Genomic DNA, 25,322 nt, shown 5'->3' with positions numbered 1-25,322 from the left:
CGATTGAATTTTGTCTCGGCATGAATAGTCAAGCTCCGCAAGAGCAACCATCTTGCGCAGCGATATCGCTGCTTAGCCTAAAACTTTTCAGTCACCAGCAACCTATTCAATAGGCCGCAGAAACAATACCTTATAAAATATGTCCTGCCACAAACAGCTTCGGATAACGTTTCCAATATCAAATTTCATCAGCATTTTTATATGGTACGCCAATTGTAAATAAGATGGATGTGCTTTGGGGTCTGCGAATTTTTTCTAAATCGCTATCGCGAGGGGGCATGGATGTCTCCATGTTGAGTGGAGATATATACGCAAAACTATGATGCTGTTGGTGAATCCAACTTATTTTTTACATTTGATATTATATCGTTTGCTTTAAATATAAATGTAATACAAACCTGTGATATTTTTAGAGGAGTTGTATTCTCTACATGAAAAAATACAACCCACTATGAATCAAGAAATTATAGTGTGTGCCCTAGAGCCTCACCCATCACAACAGCGGAATTGGCTTTAAATTGTGCATCCCAATTCATTTTATCTTGCTCAAACAATACAATTGCAGTTGAGCCTAGATAAAAACGTCCGAGCTCAGCACCTTTTTCCAACACCAACTCATGATGGTTCAATTCTAAACGTCCAGTTGGCTTCACTTTGCCTGTTGCCACAGTTTCAATACCCGCGACGATCATCGCACCCACCAGAACTACAGCCATACGCCCCAATTCAGTATCAAACAGACACACCATACGCTCGTTACGTGCAAACAAGCCCGGAATATTTTCAGCAGTGGTTTGGTTGACTGAGAATAATTCACCTGGGATATATAAAGTTTCCGTCAGGGTTCCTGCAAATGGCATATGCACACGATGATAATCACGTGGCGATAGATAAACTGTTGCAAATTCTCCATGAACAAAAGGTGCAGCCAATTTTGGGTCACCAATCAATTGCTCTACAGTAAAATGCTGACCTTTGGCTTGAAAGATATCTCCATCTTTAATTTTTCCTAATTGTGAAATCGCACCATCTGCAGGAGAAACAATACTACTCGGATCTGTATCAATTTCTCGTACACCCTGTTTCAGGGCACGAGTAAAAAAATCATTAAACGATTTATATTTCAACGCATCCGTTTGCTCAGCAATCGAAAGATCAATCCCGTACTGAGCTTTAAAAGCTTGAATCGCTAAGTTTTTAACGACTGGGTTTTCACTGGCTGCAACTTTGCCAACAACACGGCTGAGTTGTTGTTGTGGAACAACTTTTTGAGCTTGAATAAAAATTTGTTTTTTTAAGGTTGATGTAAGACTCACGCAGGTGATTCTCCAGTAATAATTGGACTATCGAGGCGATTGCCCCACTCACTCCACGCACCATCATAGGCTTGGATATTCCAATCCAGTAACCGACCTAAAATATAAGCCAAGCCTGAACGATGATGTGATTGACAGTACACCACCACAGGTTGATCAAATTGAAAGCCCAATTGTTCTAGACGTTGTTGCGTGCGCTCTAGAGGATGCAATTTTAAATGATTTTGGCGGTTAATTGCAGTACTCCACTCAAAATGTTGTGCATTTGGAATGTGACCGCCGCGTCTAGCTGCCAAACGTTGCCCAGTATATTCTTCTGATGTTCGACAATCCCAGACTTGAATGCTTTGTTGCTGAACCTTTTCCAACAATTCCGCATATTCAATGCGATGTTGCTCAAGATGATTTAAATTGACCGGAACCAATGTTTTAACTGGTTCAAATGTTTCAATTTCTGATGAAGTCGGGAAACTTTCTGCCAACCAAGCATGAATACCGCCATTTAATAAACTGGTATTGTAAAAGCCAAGGCAATGCAAATTCCAAATCAAACGTCCAGCCCAAGCCCCACCTTCATCATCATAAACTACAACATGATGCTCAGGCGAAATATTTAAATATTCGATCAGCGCATTTAGACCGTCTTCATCAGGCAGCAGCCCTGAAGCTTGTTCTTCCTGTCTCACCAACAATTGTGGCTTTACGTGTAAGGCATGGGGAATATGTAGTTGTTCATAGACAGAACGACGACTCAAATCGACAATACGAATTTTATCGTGCCCTAAAAAAGGCACGAGTTGTTCAGCTTCGATGAGTAATCCCAAATTAAAGGCAGGTGTAGTCATACGTTTTTCTATTTTAAGACCCTGAATAGTCATGATCTTAGCACAGTGTTTTTTCCCAATAAGCTGATTTTTCACCTTCTTTTAGCAAAAAATCAGATATCATTTTTCTCTGCATCGACAACTTCTGGTATTTCAAAGACCTGTCGCAGATACGCCAGAAATGTATCATTATCCGTCATGGTTTTTCCTGGACTATCAGAAATTTTCGCGACAGACTGACCATTACACTCCACCAATTTTAAAACGATATTCAGTGGGGTTTGCCCCATATCATTGGTCAAATTGGTTCCTATACCAAAACTCACTTGGAAACGATCTTTGAAGTATTGGTATAAAGCCCACGCCCGCTCTATATCTAAACCATCACTAAAAGTCAGCATTTTGGCGCGGGTATCAATTTTTAATTTACGATAGTGATGATATGCCTTATCGCCCCATTCAAAAGGGTCACCGCTGTCATGGCGTAAACCATCAAACAGTTTGGCAAAATACAGATCAAAATCCCGCAGGAATGCATCCATACCAACAACATCGGTCAAGGCAATACCTAAATCTCCACGATATTCTTGTACCCATGTTTCCAAAGCCGCTTTTTGAAAGTCTCTTAGACGCACATCTAAAGCTTGAAAAGCTTGCAAAAATTCATGGGCCATTGTTCCAATTGGATAAATATTTAACTCTTTTGCCAACAGAACATTACTGGTTCCTCTAAAAACATGAGGTACTGCTTCATGAAACGTTTGAATCACATGTCTTTGCCAATCCAAACTATAACGGCGACGGGTACCAAAATCAGACACCAAGAATGGGGGCTTATCCGCCTGTTGCTGCTGTTCAAATTTCTTTAATAACTCAACTTTGGCTTGTAAACGTCGTTCACCCTCAGCATACACCCCTTCATTGCGAATACGGCTAAAATAAAGCTCGTTCACGATCGCAAGAACAAAGATTTCAAACATCATCGCTTGAACCATTGGACCTTCTACCCAAATATCCAAACGACCTTCTTCATCTATCCCGGCTTTGATAAAACGCCGTTTCAGCTGGAATAATTCTAGATAATCAACAAAATCACTTTTGATAAAACGCATGCTGCGTAAATATTGTAATTCGTCTTCTTTAAATTTTAATAAGCAAAGATGATCCAATTGCTCATTCAAATCCTCCAAAATATCCGTTAACGGATAAACGGTATCATCCAGATTACGGCAGCGGAAATGGTAGACACTGTGGGTTTGAGGAAATTTATGAAGTACCACTTGCAACATGGTAAATTTATATAAATCGGTATCCAGCAAAGATTGAATGATTGGCGCCATATCTGTTTGTAATTTCGCTATGCTTTTTTTATTAAAGCATATTTTTGAAGGGCATAACGTAATCATTTGATTGTGAATTGCTATATTTGCAATTCAACAGCACTTAAACCTCTAAGATCATTATCTTTCCCTGATCAAAAAACGCTGAATAATTAAGCAAAAGATTCGTTTATTCAAATATTTATAAAGTTTTATAAGTGGTGCATTTTAGACAATCTTGATGATCTATTACTGTTAGAATAGCCCTATCATATTTTAGTCTTATTGTTCCTATGCGTGCATTATTACAACGAGTGTTAGAAGCCAAAGTCGTGGTTGATGGTGAAGTCACTGGAGAAATCCAAAAAGGGATTTTGGTTTTTTTAGGTTTAGGTAAAGAAGATAACTTTGAAAAAGGTCAAAAACTGATTGATAAGATTTTAAAATATCGCTTTTTTGATGATGAGCAAGGAAAAATGGGCTGGAATGTCAGCCAAGCCAATGGTGGAATTCTACTGGTTTCACAGTTTACCTTAATGGCACAAACACAAAAGGGCTTGCGTCCTGACTTTGGACCAGCAATGCCACCTAATGAAGCCAAAGCATTGTATGAACAATTGGTTGCATATGCGCAATCACAATTTGCAAATGTACAAACAGGAATCTTTGCAGCAGATATGAAAGTTCATTTGATCAATGATGGGCCTGTGACCTTCAACCTAGAGGTTGAATAAGCTCGCATACACAACACAAACTCACTGTTTAAAATATAAAAAAGCCCGAATGGGCTTTTTTAATGCTTGAAAACCAATTATCGACCGGTCTTTTCCTTTAAGAACTGACGTGCCAATTTGATTTTTTCTTTGACAGATTTTGGTACTTTCGGCGGGATTAACTTGGCGACTTGGTTAAACCACACCAGCAAACTAAAATCACCTTCCATTTTAATCGTGCCGTTTTGCATACCCGTCATAAATGCAGTTGGATCACCTTTGACCAAAGTTTTCACACCTTGATCACTGTCAGCAAACTGTAAAACGAAATCCGCTTTTTGTTCAGCACCTGAAACTGTATCAATTTGACCGTTATTGACAATGATTTGGCGAGCCACGCCTAAGTCTGTACCAATCTGGATACGGAACTGACGATCATGGGTCAATTCAATAAATTTTGGGCTGGTACGCGCCAATTGTTTCATACGAAGCGCTAAACCCAATACAAGTAAATCCAATGGATCTGTACTTGCATCAACGATTGGTAACTTCACAACTGGAATTGCAGAAAGTTTCATGACATTTAAGCCTGTTGTTTTTTAAATTAGATCCGAATTTGCTCATCCTAGCATAACTTGTCATTTCTTAGACATGGCTTTGAGAACAAAGTATAAACTGAAAAAAGGTATACCATTTTGATATACCTTAAAATGTCTAAATTGATTTTTTTCGTGTAATTAAAGTCACTATTGTTATCTTGGTTTGCATATTCTCATTCTGTTCACTCAATACTTATTCATCTTCATAGACTGGGGTGTGTTCAATATATTGACGATTTGCCAATGCTTTTTGAGCACGGCTATCTTCACGCAATAACAACGCAATCAATGCAGACATTGCGAGCATAATTGCCGTTAAATAACTATATGCCACCGAAAGATCGAAAATATTCTGTACGCTGTAACGCATTGCTTCTAGAGTGCCCCAGAAGATCATACCCGCAAACATAAACCCTAACCAATGACGATAAGGGGAAAAGAAAACAGTAGCCAACGCTGCAGCAATTAGAGCGAATCCAATCAATGTTGCAAATGTCGCTGATACCATAACAACCTCCGTCAAAATGATGTCTCTCATAAACCGTCTAAGTGGTGTTTCACAACAAGTTCAAGCTTTATAATTTTTCTTTAACCATCTTATAGAAGCTTATGCATTGCATTATGTATGGTTTTTATGAGAAGGAAAGTGCTGTTTTTCTGCTAAACGACACACTTTGTCGCAACATTCATTTGTCATTACATTTTTTAAGAATCATGTTTTTCTCACAATCTAATTGCCATCAATCATGCAGTGTCATTACAAAAAAATACATGTTGCTTTTCTGTAGAAATAAAAAAATTTAAGTTTTAAATCGAATCTTTTTACCAAAATGTATTATTTAGGTTTGATGACAGCAAAGTGATTCATTTTCAAACAAAAATAGCGACATCATGTCGCTATTTTTCATTTTTCTACACTCTCAGTAAAAGCGTTTAAGCACGGGTAAGATCTTTATCATGTACACCCAAGAGATAAAGTACACCATCTAAGCCCACACTTGAAATGGCCTGATTGGCGTTTTGACGAACCAAAGGTTTAGCACGGAATGCCACGCCTAAACCAGCAATAGAAAGCATCGGTAAGTCATTTGCGCCATCACCCACAGCAATCGCCTGCTCTGGCGAAATTCCCATTTTCTCAGCCAATTCAGTCAATAGATAGGCTTTGCGCGCACCATCCACAATATGCCCTTTTACTTCGCCCGTGACTTGACCATTTTCTACATCAAGAATATTGGCATGAACTTCATCAATACCTAATTTCTCTTGTAGATATTCTGCGAAATATTGAAAACCACCCGATAAGATTGCAGTTTTATAGCCCAAAGATTTCAGAGTAGAAATTAAACGCTCTGCCCCTTCGGTAATGGTTAATCGTGCGGCAATTTGAGGTAAAACATCAGCATCTAAGCCTTTCAACAAGGCCACACGTGCACGGAAGCTTTGCTGAAAATCCAATTCACCCTGCATTGCAAGTTCTGTGATTTCAGCAACCTTATCCCCCACACCCGCTTCTTTAGCCAACTCATCTATCACTTCTTGTTCAATTAAAGTCGAGTCCATATCAAAGCAGACTAAACGGCGATTGCGTCGGTAAGCATTGTCTTCCTGCACAGCCACATCAATGTTCAGTTCAGCCGAAAGACGCAAACAAGCTGCACGCATCGCTTGCGCATCCAGCATTTGCCCACTCAAGCCAAATTGAACACATGAACGTTTGAGTACATCTTGATGTCCTCCGCGCTCAGGACGACCAGACAAACGCGTCACTGTTTCGATATTAAATCCCTGACTTGAAACAATATTTGTTACAGCTTGTAAGTGTGCAGCGGTTAATTCTGGTGCCAATGCCGTCACAATATAGCGGGTACGTCCACCTTCACTTACCCATTGGTCATATTCTGTACCTGGAATTGGTTTAAAACGAACGGTTAGCCCAATATCATGTGCTAAAATAAGAATGTCTTTCATTGCTAAAGCTGTTGCAGTCTGGTCGTTTGACGACACTACAATACCTAAAGTCAATTGATTGTGGATGACCGCCTGCCCTACATCTAATATTTGCAAAGAATGTACGGACAACACTTGCATTAATCGAGTAAACTGATTGGGTTGGTCAGGTCCTAAAAATGAAATAAGAATGATTTCTCGCATGAATTGACTCGGGTCTGAGCTACAACAATTGGAAGAATCATAATCGAAATCGAAATTTTTTGCTTTGGAAGTTTACGTTGAATGCGCCAAGACAAGGGCTATTTGCTAGCCTACTTATTGTAAGTTTTGCATTTCATACCTTTTTATTGGTAGTTGCAACAACACATCAGTTAAATGAAAACCGTGCCAGTCAAGGGCAACTGATGACCAGCCAACTGGTCACAGACAGTCTGTCTGAGCTTGAACCTGCAAATACAGTTTCATTGGCACTGTTGGCAAATCGTTATGCGACCAATCCGAGCGTTGCTTCGATTCGAATACTTGATGCTAAAAAACAGGTTCTTGCAACCAGCGGCATGGCAAAAACTCGCCAAGGTGAAGTGTTTGTTCGAGATGCATTGCAGAACGAGAAAAAAGTCGGCACCATTGAAATCACTTTAATCAAACCAAGTATTGGTGAGATTTTACGGACACAATGGCTGGCGATTCTCGTTTCACTTTTGATCCATGCTTTCCTTTGGCTGGCTTATCGCGCTATTGCACGACCGACACGGAGTGAATATCTGGCCAGAATCAATAATGAAGCGCGCCTGAAACATGAGATTCAACAATTAACTGAGGCGCTGGAGGCTGAAAAAGCCAATCGCACCTTAGCAATTGCGCAAGCACAACAACAGACACAAAATAAAATCAAACCTGAGCCTAAAGTTGCAGTCACGTCTACTGTCGATGATGATCAAGAAATTCTTGCATTGAATATTCAATATTATGATCCAAAACAATTGATGAATACCGTCAATCAGTCTGTATCTGTGCCTTATTTCAACTTATGTCAGATTTTCTTGAATAAAAGTATTGAACTTTGTGCTCAACATTTCAAACTCAACTCTAAAGATTTCGTCATTCATCAAGCCTTTAATCAACATGGTGCGATCTTGAGTGTTGATGCTGAAAAGCCCAATGCGGCACAATCCATATTGATGATCGGTTCAGTGTTCCAATTACTGTCAGAGGTTCTGTATAAACGCTATCGTGAAGACAAACGCTTCGTTTTACAAACACGCTGTGCCGTGACCACGTCTGTAGAAGCAATGCAGTTGGATGCTAAACATGCAGCAGAACGCTTGGTGAATCATTTAATTGCCAAAGAAATGGCACTGTACTTAAGCAATGATCAACTCAAACATATCGGCGATTGCTATCAATTGGTTGCCTTGCCAAATCCGACCAACGTACTGACACGCCATGCCTTTATGATTAATGGAATGAATAATGAGTGTGCTGAGCTTGCACAAAATATTCGTACAGAAATTCTAAAAGGAAAAAAACAAAACGTCAGTTCTGAACCTGTTTCAGATTTATAATTCAAATCACTATAAAAGCGTTCTACTTATAAAGGTAGAGCGCTTTTTTATTTTTATCTGCTTGAATACGAATAAGCTCATCTTATTTTTTTCGAAATAAGCGTTTAATGTTTGTTCAAAATCCGCATAAATCAATTTTCCTTCTCTTTTCATACCCCTACAAGCTTGTGTATAACTATGAGCTATAAAGGAAGATGATAAGCATAGGCAAAATACGTAAAAACGCGTTAGACTATGTGCCGAATGAATTCAATGAAAATGTCACACGACAGAACAAAAAGGTGAAGGTTGATGCCGCTCAATACCGTTGAAGAGCTTGTAGCAGATATCCGTGCAGGGAAAATGGTTATCCTGATGGATGACGAAGATCGTGAAAATGAAGGCGATTTGGTGATTGCTGCCACACATGTACGTCCTGAAGACATCAACTTTATGATTACCCATGCACGCGGTCTTGTGTGCTTGACCTTGAGTCGTGATCGCTGTAAGCAACTGGATTTACCGTTGATGGTCGATCACAACGGTGCACAGCACAGCACAAACTTCACACTTTCAATTGAAGCTGCCAACGGTATTACAACAGGTATTTCTGCTGCAGAACGTGCACATACCATTCAAACTGCGGTTGCTGCACATGCCAAACCTTCTGATATTGTACAGCCAGGTCATATTTTCCCATTAATGGCACAACCGGGTGGTGTACTTCACCGTGCTGGGCATACCGAAGCAGGTTGTGACCTGTCTCGTTTAGCGGGCTTAGAACCAGCTTCAGTGATCTGCGAAATCATCAATGAAGACGGTACGATGGCACGTCGACCAGACCTTGAAGTGTTTGCTGAAAAGCATGGTTTAAAAATCGGCACCATTGCCGATCTCATCCATTACCGTATGACCAATGAACAAACGGTCGAACGTTTGGATCAGCAAAGCATTGATACTGAATATGGAACATTTGATCTTTACCGTTACCGTGAAATTGGCAACCCGGATATTCATTTGGCTTTGGTGAAAGGTGAGCCTAAAGAAGGTGTAACCACTGTACGTGTACACGGTTTCAATCCTGCACGCGACTTACTCAAACTCAATAAAAAAGATGGTGAGCCTGCGTGGAATCTGGATAAAGCACTGAAAACGATTGCCCATAGCGAGCGTGGTGTTTTGGTCTGGATTGGACAACGCCATTTATCAGATTTAGGTCCCGCCCTAGAAGCATTGGGCAAACCAAAGCCGACCAAATCAAATGCAGTACTTTCTCAGCAATATCAAACGATTGGTGTCGGTGCTCAGATTTTACGTGATTTAGGCGTAGAAAAAATGAAGTTGTTAAGTTCACCGCTTCGTTTTAATGCATTGTCAGGATTTCATCTTGAAGTGGTTGAGTATATTACTGCTGAACAAGCGATGGATTCATAATTTTTAAAATGACGGCTTGAATCTATGTTGTCGTATTAAAAACAGCGTATGATCCAAGAAGTCTGTAAAATAACTTATCTGTTAAATTATCGAGGTTGCCATGGCGATTCGCCGAATTGAAGGTTTATTACATCTCGCGAGCGAAGACCGTTACGCGATTTTAGTTGGTCGTTTTAACAGCTTTGTTGTTGAACATTTATTAGAAGGTGCAATTGATACATTGCATCGTCATGGTGTAAGCGACGATAATATCACTGTCGTTCATGCACCTGGCGCATGGGAACTTCCTGTTGTCGCTAAAAAATTGGCGGCTTCTGGTAAGTTTGATGCAGTGATCGCACTTGGCGCAGTGATTCGTGGAAGTACACCACATTTCGACTTCGTTGCAGGTGAATGTGCCAAAGGTTTAGGTGTAGTTGGTTTAGATACTGGTTTACCTGTAATTAATGGTGTATTGACTACGGATAGTATTGAACAGGCGATTGAACGCTCTGGTACAAAAGCAGGTAATAAAGGTGGTGAAGCTGCCCTTACTGCAATTGAAATGGTTAACCTGTTAAAGGCAATTTAAAGCATGTCGCAAACACTCCAAGCTACTTATGCAGCAAAACGTAAAGCACGTCGCTTTGCTGTACAAGGGATTTATGAATGGCAAATGAGCCACAACCCTGTGCATGAAATCGAAGCACGTACACGTGCTGAAAATGCTATGCATAAAGTGGATCTCGGCTATTATCATGAGTTGCTCACTACAGTGATTGCAAACCATGAAGCATTGGATGCTTTACTTATTCCAGTTCTAGATCGTGAAATTGATGCATTGGACGGTGTAGAACTTGCTACATTACGTTTAGGCGCATATGAACTCAAAGATCATCTTGAAATTCCATATCGCGTGGTACTGGATGAAGCCATTGAATTGGCAAAACACTTTGGTGGTGCTGACAGTCACAAATACATCAATGGTGTATTAGACCGTTTAGCAACAAGCCTGCGTGAAGCAGAAAAACAACAACCTAAATAAGTTGTTTTTACATGGCTGAGTTTTCAATTATTGAGCGCTATTTCAACCGTCAGCAACTGTCTGATGTTGACTTGGGTGTCGGAGATGACTCAGCCCTGCTCACCCCACCTTTAAATCACCAACTGGTGATTTGTACAGATACACTTGTCGCAGGACGACATTTCCCCTTAGACACTTCTGCCCATGCCATTGGTTGGAAATCTGTCGCTGTCAATCTTTCAGACATTGCTGCCATGGGTGCAAAACCCCACAGCATTCTTCTCGCACTGAGCTTAGCCCAAATTGATCATGAATGGCTAAAAGACTTTAGTCAGGGCTTATATGATTGTTGTGATCAATTTGGGGTACGTTTAATTGGTGGTGACACCACACAAAGCCCTCATCTTACCATCACGGTAACCGCACTTGGCTGGATTGAAAAAGATCAAGCTGTGACACGTGCTCAGGCACAAGTGGATGACCTGATTGTGGTGAGTGGTTCAATTGGTGATGCTGCTTTTGCGCTACAACATTTAGGGCATCCTCTTCAACAACGTCTGGACTATCCAACCCCCCGTTGTGAACTTGGCGCAATGCTTAAAGGTTTAGCATCAAGCATGATTGATGTTTCAGATGGTTTGGCTCAAGACCTTGGACATATCTTGGACGCTTCCAAGGTAGGTGCTAAAATTAATTTAAATCAACTCCCGATTAATCCTGCTTTAAGGGATTTAAGTGAAAATCAGCAGTGGAAATATGCTTTAGCTGGCGGGGATGACTATGAATTATGCTTTACAATAAGTATGCAAAATTATGATAAACTTTTGCAATTACAACCCAATGTAAGCACTACAATTATTGGAAAAGTTACACGATCAAATGGCATCGTATTTGAAAAAGATGGCTTAGACCATCCACTGCAACTTCAAGGGTACCAACACTTTGCATAAACCTCCAATTGTCTTTAAAAATATGACATGGTCTGAACGCTTGATTGTGTTCTGCGGTGTTGGCTTTGGCTCTGGATTAGCACCTAAAGCGCCCGGTACATTCGGTTCTGCTTTTGCATTGTTGTTTATCCCGATTTGGCTTGCAATTGGCTTTTATGGCGCTATATTGGCCATCTTGATGATGTCATTGGTCGGAATCTGGATTTGTGGAAAAACGGCAGACATTATTCATGTGCATGATGATGGTCGAATCGTTTGGGATGAGTTTGCAGGGCAATCCATTACATTTCTTCCCTTAATCTATATTGGCCAAATGCATTGGATATGGGTTGTGGTTGGATTTGTATTGTTCCGCTTATTTGATGTTTGGAAACCTTGGCCAATTCGCATCATTGATCAAAAAGTCGATGGCGGTTTTGGCATCATGTTTGACGACATTATTGCAGGGGTCTGGGCAGCAATATGTATCATGATTTATTTATATTTTAAAATGGCTTAAGCCAGATCTGTTAGGTGTGATATGTCTACAACTGTGATCATTCTTGCGGCAGGTAAAGGAACGCGTATGCGCTCTCGATTACCCAAGGTACTTCAACCTTTAGCAGGACGTCCATTACTCGGTCATGTAATTGAAACAGCAAAACAATTACAAGCAAAAAATATTATTACCATTTTTGGGCATGGCGGTGATCTGGTTCAACAGGCATTTGTACAAGAAAATATTGAGTGGGTAGAACAAACTGAACAATTGGGTACAGGGCATGCCGTAAAAGTCACCTTACCTGTTTTACCCAAAGATGGAATTTCCTTGATTCTTTCTGGGGATGTCCCTTGTGTCCAACACAGCACCTTGCAACGTTTAATCGATGTGTCTACGACAACAGGTATTGGCTTGGTCACATTGACACTTGAGGATTCAACCGGTTATGGACGTATTGTTCGTAAAGAAGGAAAAATTCAGGCAATCGTTGAACATAAAGATGCTTCAGAAGAACAACGCCAGATTAAAGAGATTAATACAGGTATTTACTGTGTCAGCAATGCCAAACTGCATGAATGGCTGCCTCAACTCAGTAATGACAATGCGCAAGGTGAATACTACCTGACCGACATCGTTGCAATGGCGTTGGCTGACGGGATGGAAATTTCTTCTATTCAGCCTGAGTTGGCATTTGAAGTTGAAGGCGTGAATGATCGTATCCAGCTTGCAGCTTTAGAACGTGAATTTCAAAACTATCAAGCCAAACAATTGATGCAGCAAGGCGTACATTTGATTGATCCATCTCGTTTTGACTTACGTGGTCAACTCACTGTAGGCACAGATGTTCGTATTGATATCAATGTCATCGTTGAAGGCAATTGTATTTTTGGTGATGGTGTTGAAATTGGTGCAGGCTGTATAATAAAAAATACTCAAATCGCTGCGGGTACCAAAGTTCAAGCCTATAGCGTATTTGAAGATGCTGTGATTGGTTCGAATGTCCAGATTGGTCCATTTGCACGACTTCGTCCAGGCGCTCAACTTGCAGATGAAGTGCATATCGGAAACTTTGTTGAGGTTAAAAACTCTACAGTAGGTTTAGGCTCGAAAGCAAATCATTTTACTTATTTAGGTGATGCTGAAATTGGTGCCGGCTCAAATATTGGTGCAGGGACTATTACATGTAACTATGATGGTGCCAATAAACACAAAACCATTATTGGTGACAATGCCTTTATCGGTACCAATAACTCACTTGTAGCCCCAATCAAAATTGGTCACGGCGCAACCACAGGTGCAGGTTCTGTGATCACCCATGATGTCGCTGACAATAGTCTTGCATTTGAACGTGCAAAACAAATTTCTAAAGAAAATTATCAACGTCCCCAAAAGGTCAAGAAATAAGAGGATATTAATATGTGCGGTATTGTTGGTGGCGTTGCTGAACGAAGCATTACAAATATTTTAATTGAAGGTCTAAAGCGCCTTGAATATCGTGGTTATGACTCAGCTGGCGTTGCGCTTGTCGATCAAGGACAAATCTTGCGTGAACGTCGTGTTGGTAAAGTTGCCAATTTAGAAGGGGCAATATCTGAATCCAATATTTTAGGTTCACTTGGTATTGCCCACACCCGTTGGGCGACGCATGGTAAACCTACAGAAAATAATGCCCATCCACATATTTCTGGGCATGTTGCGGTTGTACATAACGGTATTATTGAAAATTACCAAGAATTGAAAGACGATCTTGAAGCGCTTGGTTATGTGTTCACATCGCAAACAGATACTGAAGTTGTTGCACATTTAATTTCTGAAGCACTCAAATCAACATCAAGTCTACTCAAAGCTGTTGAAGAGGTGGTTCCCCAGCTAAAAGGTGCTTATGCACTCGGCATTGTTCATACCGATTTTCCGAATGAATTGATCGCTGTTCGTGAAGGTTCACCGCTCGTAATTGGTGTTGGTATTGGTGAAAATTTTATCAGTTCAGATCAATTGGCGCTTTTACCTGTCACCAACCGTTTTATCTATCTTGAAGAAGGTGATATTGCACGTTTAACGCGTGAAACAATTGAAGTTTTTGTGCATGATCAATTGGTGGAACGCCCAATTAAAGAGTTAGATGCTGCGGTAAGCAATGCCTCAAAAGGTGAATATAAGCATTATATGCTTAAAGAGATTTATGAGCAGCCCGAAGCAATTCAGCAAACCATTTCTCAGGCATTAAATGGCAATGCATTGCGTGACGACTTTTTACAAAATGCTGAACTAGATTTTAAAAATATCCGCCAAATTCAAATTCTTGCCTGTGGAACCAGCTACCATGCAGGAATGGTCGCAAAATATTGGTTTGAACAACTGATCGATTTGCCTTGCCAAGTTGAGATTGCCAGCGAGTTCCGTTATCGTGCCCCTGTGATTGTAGATCACACACTGTATATCTGTATTTCTCAATCTGGTGAAACCGCAGATACTTTAGCTGCCTTGCGTGATACACAAAAACGCGCTCAGGCAAAAGGCTTAAATATTTGCACCATGACCATTTGTAATGTTGCAACATCGTCAATGGTTCGCGAAACCAATCATCACTTATTGACACTTGCTGGCCCTGAAATTGGTGTTGCTTCGACTAAAGCATTCACCACTCAGCTTGCAGCTTTGATGCTATTAACGCTGAAACTTGGTCAAGTTAAGCAAAGCATTAGTACAGAATCTATTGAAGAAATTACTTCTGCTTTATGGCACATTCCGAAGGTTATCCTTGATACCTTACAAAATGATGCGGAAATTTTACGTTTATCTGACCTGTTCAAAGAGAAACAACACTGTTTATTCTTGGGTCGCGGTACAGAATTCCCGATTGCTTTGGAAGGCGCTTTAAAGCTTAAAGAAATTTCATATATCCATGCCGAAGGTTATGCTGCGGGTGAATTGAAGCACGGCCCGTTGGCTTTGGTTGACAATGATATGCCTGTGGTGATTCTTGCACCGAATGATGATATGTTGGATAAACTCAAATCCAATATGGAAGAAGTTCAAGCACGTGGTGGTGAATTATTTGTGTTTGCTGATGAAAACAGTGGAATCGTCAATAAAGATCGTCAACATGTTGTCAATGTGCCTGCCGTCAACACGTGGTTAGCACCGATTGTTTATAGTGTTCCTGTACAGTTGTTGTCTTATCATGTTGCGGTATTACGTGGTACTGACGTAGACCAACCGCGTAATTTGGCGAAATCAGTCACTGTTGAATAATCCATGTGTTCGATATTGAGTATATGTATTGAGCGATAAAATCTAATATATATACCCATAGTAAAAGATCCACACAATTCATGCACGAAAACAGCATGGATGTGTGGATTTTTTTATATAAGACTGTATATAAATCCATCAAGCTTTAAATTAATTTGATCATAATGGACTAGAGCCATTAACATAAACATATTTGACAAAACAAACATATGAACATATATTCATATGTAATTAATCCAATAATGCAGAGGTCCTTATGGGACATAATCACAATCATACCCATAACAGCCATAGTGATCATGACCATACACATGCGCCTGAAGCAAATAATGGAAATGAAAGAAAAATTCTCATTTCATTTTTCATTATTTTTAGCTTTATGCTTGTTGAAGCTGCTGGAGGAATCATATCCGGTTCACTGGCACTTCTGGCGGATGCAGGACATATGCTGACGGACGCACTTGCATTGGGCTTAGCATATGCAGCTTTTCGTTTCGGTCGACGCACCGCAGATAAATCCCGTACGTTTGGTTATATGCGCTTTGAAGTCATTGCAGGCTTGATCAATTCTCTAACATTGTTCGGGATTGTGGGTTGGATCGTTTATGAGGCGATTGTACGTTTTCAATCACCTCAACCTGTTCTTGCGGGCCCCATGTTCGTTGTGGCCATTATTGGGATGCTGGTAAATATCTTTGTATTATGGTATCTGACACGAAACGACACAGATCATGTAAATGTTAAGGGGGCAATTTTGCATGTGATGGGTGATCTACTCGGTTCAGTTGCTGCAATTATTGCTGCAATTGTCATCTGGTATTCAGGTTGGACCCCGATTGATCCTATTCTCTCTGTACTGGTTTCTTTACTTGTACTACGCAGTGCATGGTCGTTGTTTAAACAAACCATTCATATTTTACTCGAAGGCGCACCTGCAAATGCCAATACAGTTGATATCACCACTTACTTATTAAAATCTGTTCAAGGCATTCAAAAAATTAGCCATATTCATGTATGGATGATTACCTCAGGGAGAGCAATGGCAACATTACACGTCCAACCTGAAGCGGGTGTTGATATCAAGACCCTGACCGAGCAAATTGAACATGAATTAAAAACCAAATTTGATATTGAACATCCAACCGTGGCAATTGATTGGCAAGGCGATAGCTCATGTAGCCTTGAAAAGCCTGTCAAAATTGATCCTCATGCTGGGCATAGTCACTAAGCAATCACAAAGTGCCACAAGGTCATTTCTACCCATCTTGTGGCATTTACATTTGAAGAACAGCCTTTATTTTGATCAACATGAAAAATTTAATAAAAATTCAATTATTTATTTTATTAAAACAACAACGTTTTATCCACATTGCTCTTCTGCAATATGTTTTGCCATATCAGACAAAACATGACTCACATGTGTATCCGCAATTTCATACAGGACTTGTTTTGCCTGACGTTCACTTTTAACCAATCGTGCAGAACGCAATAACCGCAAATGGTGGCTGACCAAGGATTGAGACAAGTCCAGTGCCTCACAAATATCACCTACAGGGCGAGGTCCACGCATACAGAACATAAGAATTCTCAGACGTGAAGGATCCCCCAGAAGCCGAAAAGTTTCAGCCAGAATAATAATGTCGTCCTGTGATATTTCTGTTGAACCTTCTTTAACACTCATATCGCTATCATTGTTCATCATTGATCGTCATCAAAGATTCTACCCTTGTGCTTCTTATCAGAACAAGACTTAATCTCTAGAAAAATCCTTTGAGAGATGCCCTTCAGTCAGCATTTATCAAGATTGGTTGAGTTGAAGTTTAAGTTGCTTACCACAAGCAATAATGGTTTTTCGATCAGCATCAATTGCGCCATGCGTAATGGCGATGACACGCATTTGCAGAGTAATATCATAATGAGGATAAGATGCTGAACGATGAAATAAGCGGGAATCTATACCTAACATTTTTGCAAAATGATGTAATTCCTCTAGCGTATCAGCCATGAGATGGCACCATTCTTTACCTTTAAACGGTACTTTTGCACGATCGACATAAACGCTCATAGTGACTTTCATTTCCCATATTTTAGATTGATTATCACATGAAAATCATCAATGATTGAACATTGCATCCAATCATAACAAGCGATCATTTTAAGATAAAACATCATGAAAATTTACCAAGCCACAACGATCCATGCAAATCAACTTTATACACTAGGCAACACCACTTATCGCCAACATTTTAGTGAGCTTTGGTCAGAACAAGGATTACAAAATTTTCTCAACCAAGATTTTAGTCTTGAAAACTTATCAAAATCCCTAGCAGACCCGCAACAAATTTGGGTATTGGTTGAAAATGAGCATGCCCAACTAATCGGCTACGCTAAACTTAACCTTAACCAATACCAACCAGATTTAAAGTGTATGGGTATGGAATTACAGAAAATTTATTTACTTAAAGAGGTCATCGGAAAACATATAGCCGCAAATTTAATGCAATATATCATTGAGATCGCAAATCAGCATCATCAAGCTTATATCTTCTTAGAAGTGCTGAAAACCAATGCACGTGCAAAAAAATTCTATCAAAAATTTGCCTTTACAGAACAATTAAGCCTCGACTTTAAAACTGATTTATATGATATTGGCATGGATTTAATGCAGCTCGAATTAGACCCAAGATGACCAAAAAATATCTGATCAGTGCATGTCTTGTTGGTGAAAATGTCCGTTATGATGCCAAAAACTGTTTACAAGAAAAATTTAAACAGTTGCTTAACAATCAACAGGCTGTAGTGATCTGCCCTGAAGTTTCAGGTGGTTTAAGCATACCACGCCCTGCTGCTGAGATTGTTGGTGGTGATGGTCATGCTGTTTTACAGGGACAGACTATAGTCCAAGATGCCAATGGCGATGACGTTTCTTCAGCATTTATCCAAGGCGCAGAAAAAGCACTTAAACTCGCACAACAATACCAAGTCACCCATATTATCTTAAAAGCCAATAGCCCCTCTTGCGGTTCAGGTATGATTTATGATGGTTCATTTTCAGGACAAAAAGTACAAGGCAAAGGTGTCACCACTGCCTTATTGGAACAACATGGATTTATTGTCATGACGGAAAATGAGTTTTTAAAACAACTCGAGAGTGAATAACCATCAAAAACTTGCTGTAGCTCTCCATGTAAAAATGAAATTTGAGCTGCTGTTAGGGCTGGTTGTGGGTTACTTTATCCGCTTTTGATGCCCAATAGGTCGCTAAAATTGGACCTGAAATATTATGCCATAAACTGAAAATGGCGCTGGGGACTGCGGTCACAGGAGAGGCCGCAAAATGAAGTGCCGCCAAGGTTACTCCCAAACCCGAGTTTTGCATCCCCACTTCAATCGCTACAGCTTTGGAGTCAGGATAAGATAAGTTGAATAAACGACTTGCCCAATAGCCCAATAAAAAACCTAATCCGTTATGTAGAATGACTACACCGAGAATCAGTAAACCTGATTGCAAAATAGACGCCTTACTGGCGGCAATAATTGCTGCAACGATGACCACAATCGCAATCACAGAGACCAACGGCATAATTTGGATATATTGTTCTGTCTTCTGTTTAAACAAACTTCTTAAAATGACGCCCAAGATGATGGGGAAAATCACCACTTTAAGAATATCAATAAACATTGAGCCTGCATCAATCGGAATCCATTGACTGGCTAAAATATAGAATATGGCGGGGGTCAAAACTGGAGCGAGAAATGTTGAAACAGAAGTACATGTCACAGATAAAGCAGTATTGCCCTTTGCCATATAAGTAATCACATTGGAAGCAGTTCCTCCCGGACAACATCCAACGAGAATGACACCTACAGCGATTTCTGGTGGTAAATTAAAAATTTTACAGAGAAAAAATGCTACGCTCGGCATCACCACAAAATGAGCCACCACACCAATCACCACTGCTTTTGGATTGGACAATACATTTTTAAACTCATCGACCGTCATGGTCATTCCCATCCCCAGCATAATGATGCCAAGAACCCATGGAATATAAGCTTTCATCCATACAAATGCATCGGGAAAGCATAATGCGATGAAGGCAAATACAACGACCCAAAGTGCAAAAGTTTTTTGCACAAACTGACTAAAGCGTAAAATTGCTGACATTGTCCCGACCCAAGGTTTAAAATCAAGGCTTATCTTAAAGCATGTCGTTCAAACCAGTATCACTTTTCTCAAATACCCAGATTTATGCGGTAATTTATGATTTAGAGAAATCAAGAATCTCTTTTGAAACCATACGCTTCACGCCGACAGCCAGCATTTCCTGCCATGCATGCTGTAATGAGCCTTGGAGATCAATTGCTTTAGTCGCATCGGAAATCACAAAGGTCTTAAACCCTAATCTAGCTGCATCCATTGCAGTCCATGCTACGCAAAAATCTGTCGCAATCCCGACAATATATACCGTGTCGATCTGACGTTCTCGCAAATACCCCGCCAAACCTGTTGTGGTCTTATGATCTGCTTCCATAAAGGCTGAATAACTGTCAATGTGTGGACGAAAACCTTTACGAACAATCAACTGCGCAGTCGGAATATTTAAATCAGGATGGAATTCAGCATCCTGTGTGCCTTGTATGCAATGAGCAGGCCATAGCACTTGTGGACCGTAGTCCAGCTGAACAACATCAAAAGCTTTATGTTGAGGGTGTTGCTCAACAAATGAAATATGGTTTGCAGGATGCCAGTCTTGTGTCAGTACAATATTGTCAAAATGATCTGCCAATTGATTGATTGTCGGTATGATCCTTTCCGCTTGGGCAACCTCTAGCTTTCCTCCTGAAGTAAAACCATTCTGCACATCGACAACAATTAAGGCACTACGCTCAGTTTGCAACATTTCCCTATCCTTATACAGACAACATCTCAACTATTTTAATGATCAATATGACACGAGTTGATGACCTAACATACAATAAAAAAGCTCACATTTGCGAGCTTCTTATCAAAATCAAGGGTTCAGGCATTTAGATCTATTAAGTCGTTTCTAAACGTCGCGTTAATAGCACCATGATAATTGCCGAAATAACGATACAAGGAATTGCAGCACTGATCACCCCTGCTGCACCACTTCCCATTGCCAACAATTGTCCGGCAATCGCAGGTCCCATCATGGCACCAATTCGCCCAACGGCAGAAGCTGCACCTACACCTTGACCGCGTAAATGGGTTGGATAGACAAAACTACCAAAAGCATATAACACACCTTGACCTCCAATTGTAAAAGTCCCCATGATGGCTGCTGCAACAAACATGAAATTCAATGTAGTGGCCGAATTCAGACTGAATAAACCAATCAAAATTCCCACATACATCAAAATAATCACATAAGCTTTATGAAAACGATCGATCAACATGCCTAAAATGACGGTACCTAGGGCTGCACCCATCTGGAAATAGACCATCGCCATACTGCCATCTTTACGGCTAAAGCCCAGTTCAGTAAACAATGAAGGTAGCCAGCTCAACATGATGTATACCACCATCAAGGTGAAGAAATAGCTCACCCACAACAATAATGTTCTTGCGGCATAAATGCGGCTGAACAAATCGCGGTAAGACAAAGCCTTTTGATCGGCAAGATTGACCTCTTGTTGCGCTTTAAGGAATTCACGTGATTCGGGTAGAAACTTGATCATCAGAGGTACAACGATTAAAGGCAGTATCCCCCCAACATAGAAAATTGTTTTCCAACTGCTCGCCAAATCCACAGTTGCCAATTGGGCTGCCAACAAAGACACAATGATTGCTCCAATTGGCATACCACAATACATTAGACCAACAGCACGTCCACGGTTTTCCGCTGTGGTTGACTCTGAGGCCAAAGCAATTAAATTGGGCATTGCAGCTCCTAAACCTGCACCTGCCAAAAAACGTACAAGCAGTAAAGCGTAAAAACTATTCACCCAAACAGTGCATAAAGTAAAAATTGCAAAAATGCTTACCGATGCAATTAAAACTTTTTTTCGTCCAATACGGTCAGCATAACGACCTCCAATTAATGCACCTGGCAGTAATCCTAAAATTCCTGTACTAAAAAATAAACCGAGTTGCTTTGCATCTAAAGCAAAATATTCTTTGATCCCGGATGCAGCTACCCCCGCAGCCTGAATATCAATCCCTTCGATCACTGCGATTAAAAAGCAAATCAATATGGTAATTCTAGAATGCTGTTTATCGAGCGTGACTAATCTATCCATCGTGGAAAATCCTTTTACGAGATATTGCCGAATAACGAATAGACATCATCTAGAACTCTCACTGAAGAGATAACTATCAAAAAGTGGTACAAAATCTCGTTTTCACTCCTGCGATATAGGAAAATTCCTGTTTTTTATAAATCACTATAATCAATGAGAGTAAAAAAGCTGTGATCAATTCTGAGGAATTCACTTGGAAATACTGAAAATATATTGAATTATTCTCATTTTATAAGAACCAGTAAGGATCTAACTGATCTCTATAAAAGATTATCTGTTGAGCAAAACTTGAAAAATCAATTGATTCAGAGCACTGGGGTTAATCATTCATATGTCTGTTATCATCTTAAAAAACTATTAATATCACCTCCGTGTAGCTGATGAATGAAGACGATCCACAATTTATATCTCACACAGATAGCTGTTTAAAAAATATCCCGATTCACTTTTTTGAAAAATGTCCAAATCCAAATATTATTCAACTGAAATGTGAGTGAATTGTTGCTTTTTTTAAAGAATTTCCAAGCTTTGACTAAAGCATATTGTTCTGTCTCGCTGAATCAGTCATAATTTGGGTAAGCATTATGCAATCTTTCGAATGATTGCTTTTCGCTCAAATCAAAATACTGCAACCATCCCAACCCTTGTTTACTCAAACGCATGCGGATGGAAAAATAGGATATTTTTTTAAAATGACTCAGCAAGCACAGACCATTCAAGGCTCAATTGTCGCAATCGTCACCCCTATGTTTGAAGATGGCAGCGTAGATTGGAAGGGTCTCGAGAAGCTCGTTGAGTGGCACATAGAACAAGGCACTAATAGTATTGTTGCTGTCGGTACAACTGGTGAAGCATCTACTCTTAGCATGGCGGAACACACAGAAGTAATTAAAGAAATTATCCGTGTAGCCAATAAACGCATTCCAATTATTGCCGGTACTGGTGCAAACTCGACACACGAAGCGATCGAACTCACCAAAGAAGCGAAACAGCTCGGCGCAGATGCCGCACTTTTAGTGACCCCTTATTATAACAAGCCGACCCAAGAAGGCTTATTCCAACATTATAAAGCAGTTGCGGAAGCTGTTGATTTACCGATTATTCTTTACAATGTTCCAGGTCGTACAGGCGTTGATTTACAGAATGATACCGCCATTCGTTTAGCAGATATTCCTCAGATCGTTGGAATTAAAGATGCAACAGGCGATGTACCACGTGGTAAACAATTGATTGAGGGTTTACAAGGCAAAAACATGTTGGTGTATTCTGGTGATGACGCTACTGCAAATGAACTGATGCAGTTAGGCGCAAAAGGCAATATCTCTGTGACTGCCAATATTGCACCTAAAATCATGAGTGAACTTTGCGCGGCTGCACTCGCTGGTGATGCAAGTACTGCAAAAGTTAAAGATGACCAAGTTGCAAAATTAAACAATATTCTGTTTTGCGAATCGAACCCAATTCCAGTGAAATGGGCACTTCATGAAATGGAATTAATTGGTACAGGTATTCGCTTACCATTAACTCCTCTAGCAGAAAAATACCGTGCACCTCTGCGTGAAGAACTCAAAGCAGTAGGTCTCATTTAATAAGAGCTTAGTATTATGCAATTACGTTTAGGTTTAACTCTTGCCATTTCAGCTTTAAGTTTGGCGGGTTGTAGTTCCCTTGGAATCAGTAATGGTTCTTTAGATTATAAAAATACGACCACAGTAGAGCCACTTAAGTACCCTGAAGGTTCAACAGTTAGACCTGCAACGCCAATGTATCCAGCTCCTATTGTTGACCCGCTGGCGCTTCAGCATGCACCAAAATTTGAAAATAAAAAAGGCAATCGTTATGACGTGCCTCGCCCAGAAGTCGCTCAGATCAATTCATCTACAGATGAAAGTTCAAGCGGTAGCGAAACTGTGGGCAGACCTCAAATTTTAACTGACGGAAATGGCAATCCATTGATCAAAATTGATGGAAATTCTGCTACAATTTGGCAGTACACACTTGCAACCCTCAGTAGTCTAAATTATAAGCTGCTCGGTCAAAGCAAAACTGCCAATGAGGCAACTGTGAAAATCGATAACTCAACTTATATACTCAGACTTAGCTCAGTAGGTTCAAGCAACACACTTGCTGTGTTTAACGCAGACAATAGTTTTGCAGACAAAGAAAAAGCTGCAGGATTATTGACCCAGATTTACCAAAACTGGCCAGCCTAGTCGTTCTAGGCAATTTTTTTTTGCAAAAGGTTCCCCCATGTTAAAACAAACCTTGCTCTATACTGGTAAAGCGAAATCTGTTTATGAAACAGATAGCGCGGATCATCTAATTCTAGTTTTCCGTGATGATGCATCTGCATTTAATGGCGAAAAAATAGAGCAACTAGATCGTAAAGGTAAGGTGAACAACCGTTTTAATGCCTTTATCATGGAAAAATTGGCCGCAGCGGGTATCGAAACTCACTTTGAAAAACTTCTTTCTCCGACTGAAGTTTTAGTTAAAAAATTGCAAATGATTCCTGTAGAGTGCGTAATGCGTAACTATGCAGCAGGTTCATTATGCCGTCGTCTAGGTGTTGAAGAAGGTTTAGAACTTGTTCCACCAACATTTGAACTGTTCTTCAAAGATGATGCTTTAGGCGATCCTATGGTGAATGAGTCTCAAGCGATTGCTTTAGGTTGGGCAAATGCGGAACAACTTGCTCAAATGAAAGAACTGACTCAAAAAGTCAATGTGGTACTGAAAGATTTATTTGCTCAAGGCAACATGCTTCTTGTCGATTTCAAACTTGAATTTGGCGTATTCCATGACCGTATCGTTTTAGGTGATGAGTTTTCTCCAGACGGTTGCCGTTTATGGGATAAAGACACTAAGAAAAAACTAGACAAAGACCGTTTCCGCCAAGGCTTAGGTGGTGTGGTTGAAGCTTATGAAGAAGTTGCAGCACGTATTGGTGTGGATCTTTCAGATCTTTAACAGCAGTGATGTAGCAATAAAAAAGCTGAGTTATTGAACTCAGCTTTTTTATTGCGTTTGAAATGGGTTTAAGCTTCTATTTTTTGCAACAGATAGTCATATAAATTTTCACCTGATTTTTGCTTAAAACGATTTTTAAAAAGCGGAACCAAAAACTCAGGGTTAATCTGGGCGAAACTGATCTCCTCAAAATCCTCATCAAACGAATCAGCATACTGAATAATCATGATGATTTCTTCACCCTGCTGATTTTTTAATTTTCCTGCAGATCTTAAGTCCTGTAATGCTTGGATGATGGTATCTTGATAATGTTCTCTCAAAGCAATATATTGCTCATCCGTGCATTGTTTACCCAGGCGCTCATAAAGTGCCATGATCGCATCATGGGTATGATTATTGGCTGTACTTGAATAACGCCATTCTGAAATCCACCATGCTTCATACACATCTTCAAAATCTTTAAGATTTTCTATTGTGCATCCCACATAAAAGAAACCACATAAATCTTCAACCATTCCCAAACCAATGGCGCATAGATGCTGACCTTGTGTTTGTTGTTGAATCTCGGCTATGGCATCTTGAATATCTTGATAAATAACTGAATATAAATGATCTTCTCTCATAATACTGTTCTTATGTGCTCAAGTTTAAGATCAGAGTTTACTCTCAAAGCGCAAATTTTGCATATCAGTATTCGACT

27 protein-coding genes are annotated in these 25,322 nt (G+C 40.1%); 15 read left to right on the top strand and 12 right to left on the bottom strand.

Annotation, left to right across the window (positions count from 1 at the left end; genetic code table 11):
- Positions 1–464: 464 nt before the first annotated feature.
- From asd to pncB, 3 genes are all read right to left on the bottom strand, one after another.
- Entirely contained in the window at positions 465–1,316 is an 852-nt protein-coding gene (gene asd / locus OSH00_RS13495; RefSeq protein WP_266130848.1) for an archaetidylserine decarboxylase, read from the bottom strand.
- Positions 1,313–2,161 carry a sulfurtransferase gene (locus tag OSH00_RS13490; protein ID WP_266130965.1) on the bottom strand — a complete coding sequence of 283 codons (849 nt, stop codon included), beginning with the start codon at positions 2,159–2,161 and terminating at the stop codon, positions 1,313–1,315. The genes asd and OSH00_RS13490 overlap by 4 nt, the downstream gene beginning before the upstream one ends.
- 92 nt (positions 2,162–2,253) lie before the next feature.
- Positions 2,254–3,480, bottom strand: coding sequence for a nicotinate phosphoribosyltransferase (gene pncB, locus OSH00_RS13485; protein WP_196075156.1), 1,227 nt, complete (start codon positions 3,478–3,480; stop codon positions 2,254–2,256).
- A 272-nt stretch (positions 3,481–3,752) separates the two neighbouring features.
- Here pncB and dtd point away from each other — a divergent pair, with 272 nt between their 5' ends.
- Positions 3,753–4,193: a D-aminoacyl-tRNA deacylase gene (gene dtd / locus OSH00_RS13480; protein ID WP_266130847.1), complete on the top strand. Its 441-nt coding sequence runs from the start codon at positions 3,753–3,755 to the stop codon at positions 4,191–4,193.
- Positions 4,194–4,270: 77 nt separating this feature from the next.
- Here the strand turns inward: dtd and OSH00_RS13475 are convergent, their stop codons facing one another.
- From OSH00_RS13475 to serB, 3 genes are all read right to left on the bottom strand, one after another.
- Positions 4,271–4,750: an SCP2 sterol-binding domain-containing protein gene (locus OSH00_RS13475; protein WP_196075154.1), complete on the bottom strand. Its 480-nt coding sequence runs from the start codon at positions 4,748–4,750 to the stop codon at positions 4,271–4,273.
- Between the two features lie 214 nt (positions 4,751–4,964).
- A complete protein-coding gene (gene aciT / locus OSH00_RS13470; RefSeq protein ID WP_004825944.1) occupies positions 4,965–5,279 on the bottom strand; it encodes a ciprofloxacin tolerance protein AciT in 315 nt (104 codons plus the stop codon).
- A gap of 425 nt (positions 5,280–5,704) precedes the next feature.
- A complete protein-coding gene (gene serB / locus OSH00_RS13465) occupies positions 5,705–6,925 on the bottom strand; it encodes a phosphoserine phosphatase SerB (protein WP_266130846.1) in 1,221 nt (406 codons plus the stop codon).
- A gap of 59 nt (positions 6,926–6,984) precedes the next feature.
- On the opposite strand from serB, the gene OSH00_RS13460 reads away from it, so the two are divergent.
- From OSH00_RS13460 to OSH00_RS13420, 9 genes are all read left to right on the top strand, one after another.
- Positions 6,985–8,289 (top strand): hypothetical protein, encoded by a 1,305-nt coding sequence (locus tag OSH00_RS13460; RefSeq protein ID WP_266130845.1) that lies wholly within the window; start codon positions 6,985–6,987, stop codon positions 8,287–8,289.
- Positions 8,290–8,580: 291 nt separating this feature from the next.
- Positions 8,581–9,702, top strand: a complete 1,122-nt coding sequence (gene ribBA / locus OSH00_RS13455; protein WP_266130844.1) for a bifunctional 3,4-dihydroxy-2-butanone-4-phosphate synthase/GTP cyclohydrolase II — start codon at positions 8,581–8,583, stop codon at positions 9,700–9,702.
- A gap of 100 nt (positions 9,703–9,802) precedes the next feature.
- Positions 9,803–10,273, top strand: a complete 471-nt coding sequence (ribH, locus tag OSH00_RS13450; protein WP_004718750.1) for a 6,7-dimethyl-8-ribityllumazine synthase — start codon at positions 9,803–9,805, stop codon at positions 10,271–10,273.
- Between the two features lie 3 nt (positions 10,274–10,276).
- Complete coding sequence (gene nusB / locus OSH00_RS13445; protein ID WP_266130843.1) at positions 10,277–10,726, top strand: transcription antitermination factor NusB; 450 nt, start codon at positions 10,277–10,279, stop codon at positions 10,724–10,726.
- An 11-nt stretch (positions 10,727–10,737) separates the two neighbouring features.
- Positions 10,738–11,655, top strand: coding sequence for a thiamine-phosphate kinase (thiL, locus tag OSH00_RS13440; protein ID WP_266130842.1), 918 nt, complete (start codon positions 10,738–10,740; stop codon positions 11,653–11,655).
- A gap of 22 nt (positions 11,656–11,677) precedes the next feature.
- A complete protein-coding gene (locus OSH00_RS13435; RefSeq protein WP_266130964.1) occupies positions 11,678–12,154 on the top strand; it encodes a phosphatidylglycerophosphatase A family protein in 477 nt (158 codons plus the stop codon).
- Between the two features lie 21 nt (positions 12,155–12,175).
- Positions 12,176–13,540, top strand: a complete 1,365-nt coding sequence (gene glmU / locus OSH00_RS13430) for a bifunctional UDP-N-acetylglucosamine diphosphorylase/glucosamine-1-phosphate N-acetyltransferase GlmU (protein WP_266130841.1) — start codon at positions 12,176–12,178, stop codon at positions 13,538–13,540.
- A 12-nt stretch (positions 13,541–13,552) separates the two neighbouring features.
- On the top strand, positions 13,553–15,391 hold the full coding sequence (glmS, locus tag OSH00_RS13425; protein ID WP_266130840.1) for a glutamine--fructose-6-phosphate transaminase (isomerizing): 1,839 nt from the start codon (positions 13,553–13,555) through the stop codon (positions 15,389–15,391).
- A 256-nt stretch (positions 15,392–15,647) separates the two neighbouring features.
- A complete protein-coding gene (locus OSH00_RS13420) occupies positions 15,648–16,619 on the top strand; it encodes a cation diffusion facilitator family transporter (protein WP_266130839.1) in 972 nt (323 codons plus the stop codon).
- A 132-nt stretch (positions 16,620–16,751) separates the two neighbouring features.
- Here the strand turns inward: OSH00_RS13420 and OSH00_RS13415 are convergent, their stop codons facing one another.
- Both OSH00_RS13415 and OSH00_RS13410 read right to left on the bottom strand, forming a co-directional pair.
- Positions 16,752–17,072 (bottom strand): ArsR/SmtB family transcription factor, encoded by a 321-nt coding sequence (locus OSH00_RS13415; RefSeq protein WP_266130838.1) that lies wholly within the window; start codon positions 17,070–17,072, stop codon positions 16,752–16,754.
- A gap of 117 nt (positions 17,073–17,189) precedes the next feature.
- Positions 17,190–17,456 (bottom strand): DUF4031 domain-containing protein, encoded by a 267-nt coding sequence (locus OSH00_RS13410; protein WP_266130837.1) that lies wholly within the window; start codon positions 17,454–17,456, stop codon positions 17,190–17,192.
- Positions 17,457–17,561: 105 nt separating this feature from the next.
- On the opposite strand from OSH00_RS13410, the gene OSH00_RS13405 reads away from it, so the two are divergent.
- Entirely contained in the window at positions 17,562–18,080 is a 519-nt protein-coding gene (locus tag OSH00_RS13405) for a GNAT family N-acetyltransferase (RefSeq protein WP_266130836.1), read from the top strand.
- Positions 18,077–18,550, top strand: a complete 474-nt coding sequence (locus OSH00_RS13400; protein ID WP_266130835.1) for a 2-thiouracil desulfurase family protein — start codon at positions 18,077–18,079, stop codon at positions 18,548–18,550. The genes OSH00_RS13405 and OSH00_RS13400 overlap by 4 nt, the downstream gene beginning before the upstream one ends.
- A 52-nt stretch (positions 18,551–18,602) precedes the next feature.
- On the opposite strand, the gene OSH00_RS13395 is transcribed toward OSH00_RS13400, so the two are convergent.
- The 3 genes from OSH00_RS13395 to mhpT all read right to left on the bottom strand — a co-directional run bounded on the left by OSH00_RS13395 (position 18,603) and on the right by mhpT (position 21,652).
- Positions 18,603–19,556, bottom strand: coding sequence for a bile acid:sodium symporter family protein (locus OSH00_RS13395; RefSeq protein WP_266130834.1), 954 nt, complete (start codon positions 19,554–19,556; stop codon positions 18,603–18,605).
- 94 nt (positions 19,557–19,650) lie between these two features.
- Positions 19,651–20,292, bottom strand: coding sequence for a bifunctional nicotinamidase/pyrazinamidase (gene pncA / locus OSH00_RS13390; protein WP_266130833.1), 642 nt, complete (start codon positions 20,290–20,292; stop codon positions 19,651–19,653).
- 136 nt (positions 20,293–20,428) lie between these two features.
- Positions 20,429–21,652, bottom strand: coding sequence for a 3-(3-hydroxy-phenyl)propionate transporter MhpT (mhpT, locus tag OSH00_RS13385; protein ID WP_266130832.1), 1,224 nt, complete (start codon positions 21,650–21,652; stop codon positions 20,429–20,431).
- Between the two features lie 692 nt (positions 21,653–22,344).
- Here mhpT and dapA point away from each other — a divergent pair.
- The 3 genes from dapA to purC are packed head-to-tail and all read left to right on the top strand — an operon-like array spanning position 22,345 to position 24,622.
- The gene (gene dapA, locus OSH00_RS13380) at positions 22,345–23,241 is read left to right on the top strand and encodes a 4-hydroxy-tetrahydrodipicolinate synthase (protein WP_196075138.1); all 897 of its coding nucleotides are present in this window, start codon (positions 22,345–22,347) and stop codon (positions 23,239–23,241) included.
- Between the two features lie 15 nt (positions 23,242–23,256).
- Positions 23,257–23,865 carry a lipoprotein-34 precursor (NlpB) gene (locus OSH00_RS13375; RefSeq protein ID WP_266130831.1) on the top strand — a complete coding sequence of 203 codons (609 nt, stop codon included), beginning with the start codon at positions 23,257–23,259 and terminating at the stop codon, positions 23,863–23,865.
- A 37-nt stretch (positions 23,866–23,902) separates the two neighbouring features.
- A complete protein-coding gene (purC, locus tag OSH00_RS13370; protein WP_004825848.1) occupies positions 23,903–24,622 on the top strand; it encodes a phosphoribosylaminoimidazolesuccinocarboxamide synthase in 720 nt (239 codons plus the stop codon).
- Positions 24,623–24,690: 68 nt separating this feature from the next.
- Here the strand turns inward: purC and OSH00_RS13365 are convergent, their stop codons facing one another.
- Positions 24,691–25,245 carry a DUF4303 domain-containing protein gene (locus tag OSH00_RS13365; protein ID WP_266130830.1) on the bottom strand — a complete coding sequence of 185 codons (555 nt, stop codon included), beginning with the start codon at positions 25,243–25,245 and terminating at the stop codon, positions 24,691–24,693.
- Between the last annotated feature and the right edge of the window lie 77 nt (positions 25,246–25,322).

Origin of the sequence: Acinetobacter nematophilus (assembly GCF_026344175.1) — a bacterium.
Lineage (GTDB): Bacteria > Pseudomonadota > Gammaproteobacteria > Pseudomonadales > Moraxellaceae > Acinetobacter > Acinetobacter nematophilus.
Note: the sequence above shows the minus strand (reverse complement) of the source record. Positions and strands in the feature narration are given on the sequence as shown.

Coding starts and splice junctions, on each gene's coding strand:
- OSH00_RS13490 (WP_266130965.1), bottom strand. CDS start 2,161: ATGACTACACCTGCCTTTAATTTGGGATTACTCATCGAAGCTGAACAA.
- pncB (WP_196075156.1), bottom strand. CDS start 3,480: ATGGCGCCAATCATTCAATCTTTGCTGGATACCGATTTATATAAATTT.
- dtd (WP_266130847.1), top strand. CDS start 3,753: ATGCGTGCATTATTACAACGAGTGTTAGAAGCCAAAGTCGTGGTTGAT.
- OSH00_RS13475 (WP_196075154.1), bottom strand. CDS start 4,750: ATGAAACTTTCTGCAATTCCAGTTGTGAAGTTACCAATCGTTGATGCA.
- aciT (WP_004825944.1), bottom strand. CDS start 5,279: ATGGTATCAGCGACATTTGCAACATTGATTGGATTCGCTCTAATTGCT.
- serB (WP_266130846.1), bottom strand. CDS start 6,925: ATGCGAGAAATCATTCTTATTTCATTTTTAGGACCTGACCAACCCAAT.
- ribBA (WP_266130844.1), top strand. CDS start 8,581: ATGCCGCTCAATACCGTTGAAGAGCTTGTAGCAGATATCCGTGCAGGG.
- ribH (WP_004718750.1), top strand. CDS start 9,803: ATGGCGATTCGCCGAATTGAAGGTTTATTACATCTCGCGAGCGAAGAC.
- nusB (WP_266130843.1), top strand. CDS start 10,277: ATGTCGCAAACACTCCAAGCTACTTATGCAGCAAAACGTAAAGCACGT.
- thiL (WP_266130842.1), top strand. CDS start 10,738: ATGGCTGAGTTTTCAATTATTGAGCGCTATTTCAACCGTCAGCAACTG.
- OSH00_RS13435 (WP_266130964.1), top strand. CDS start 11,678: ATGACATGGTCTGAACGCTTGATTGTGTTCTGCGGTGTTGGCTTTGGC.
- glmU (WP_266130841.1), top strand. CDS start 12,176: ATGTCTACAACTGTGATCATTCTTGCGGCAGGTAAAGGAACGCGTATG.
- glmS (WP_266130840.1), top strand. CDS start 13,553: ATGTGCGGTATTGTTGGTGGCGTTGCTGAACGAAGCATTACAAATATT.
- OSH00_RS13420 (WP_266130839.1), top strand. CDS start 15,648: ATGGGACATAATCACAATCATACCCATAACAGCCATAGTGATCATGAC.
- OSH00_RS13415 (WP_266130838.1), bottom strand. CDS start 17,072: ATGAGTGTTAAAGAAGGTTCAACAGAAATATCACAGGACGACATTATT.
- OSH00_RS13410 (WP_266130837.1), bottom strand. CDS start 17,456: ATGAGCGTTTATGTCGATCGTGCAAAAGTACCGTTTAAAGGTAAAGAA.
- OSH00_RS13405 (WP_266130836.1), top strand. CDS start 17,562: ATGAAAATTTACCAAGCCACAACGATCCATGCAAATCAACTTTATACA.
- OSH00_RS13400 (WP_266130835.1), top strand. CDS start 18,077: ATGACCAAAAAATATCTGATCAGTGCATGTCTTGTTGGTGAAAATGTC.
- OSH00_RS13395 (WP_266130834.1), bottom strand. CDS start 19,556: ATGTCAGCAATTTTACGCTTTAGTCAGTTTGTGCAAAAAACTTTTGCA.
- pncA (WP_266130833.1), bottom strand. CDS start 20,292: ATGTTGCAAACTGAGCGTAGTGCCTTAATTGTTGTCGATGTGCAGAAT.
- mhpT (WP_266130832.1), bottom strand. CDS start 21,652: ATGGATAGATTAGTCACGCTCGATAAACAGCATTCTAGAATTACCATA.
- dapA (WP_196075138.1), top strand. CDS start 22,345: ATGACTCAGCAAGCACAGACCATTCAAGGCTCAATTGTCGCAATCGTC.
- OSH00_RS13375 (WP_266130831.1), top strand. CDS start 23,257: ATGCAATTACGTTTAGGTTTAACTCTTGCCATTTCAGCTTTAAGTTTG.
- purC (WP_004825848.1), top strand. CDS start 23,903: ATGTTAAAACAAACCTTGCTCTATACTGGTAAAGCGAAATCTGTTTAT.
- OSH00_RS13365 (WP_266130830.1), bottom strand. CDS start 25,245: ATGAGAGAAGATCATTTATATTCAGTTATTTATCAAGATATTCAAGAT.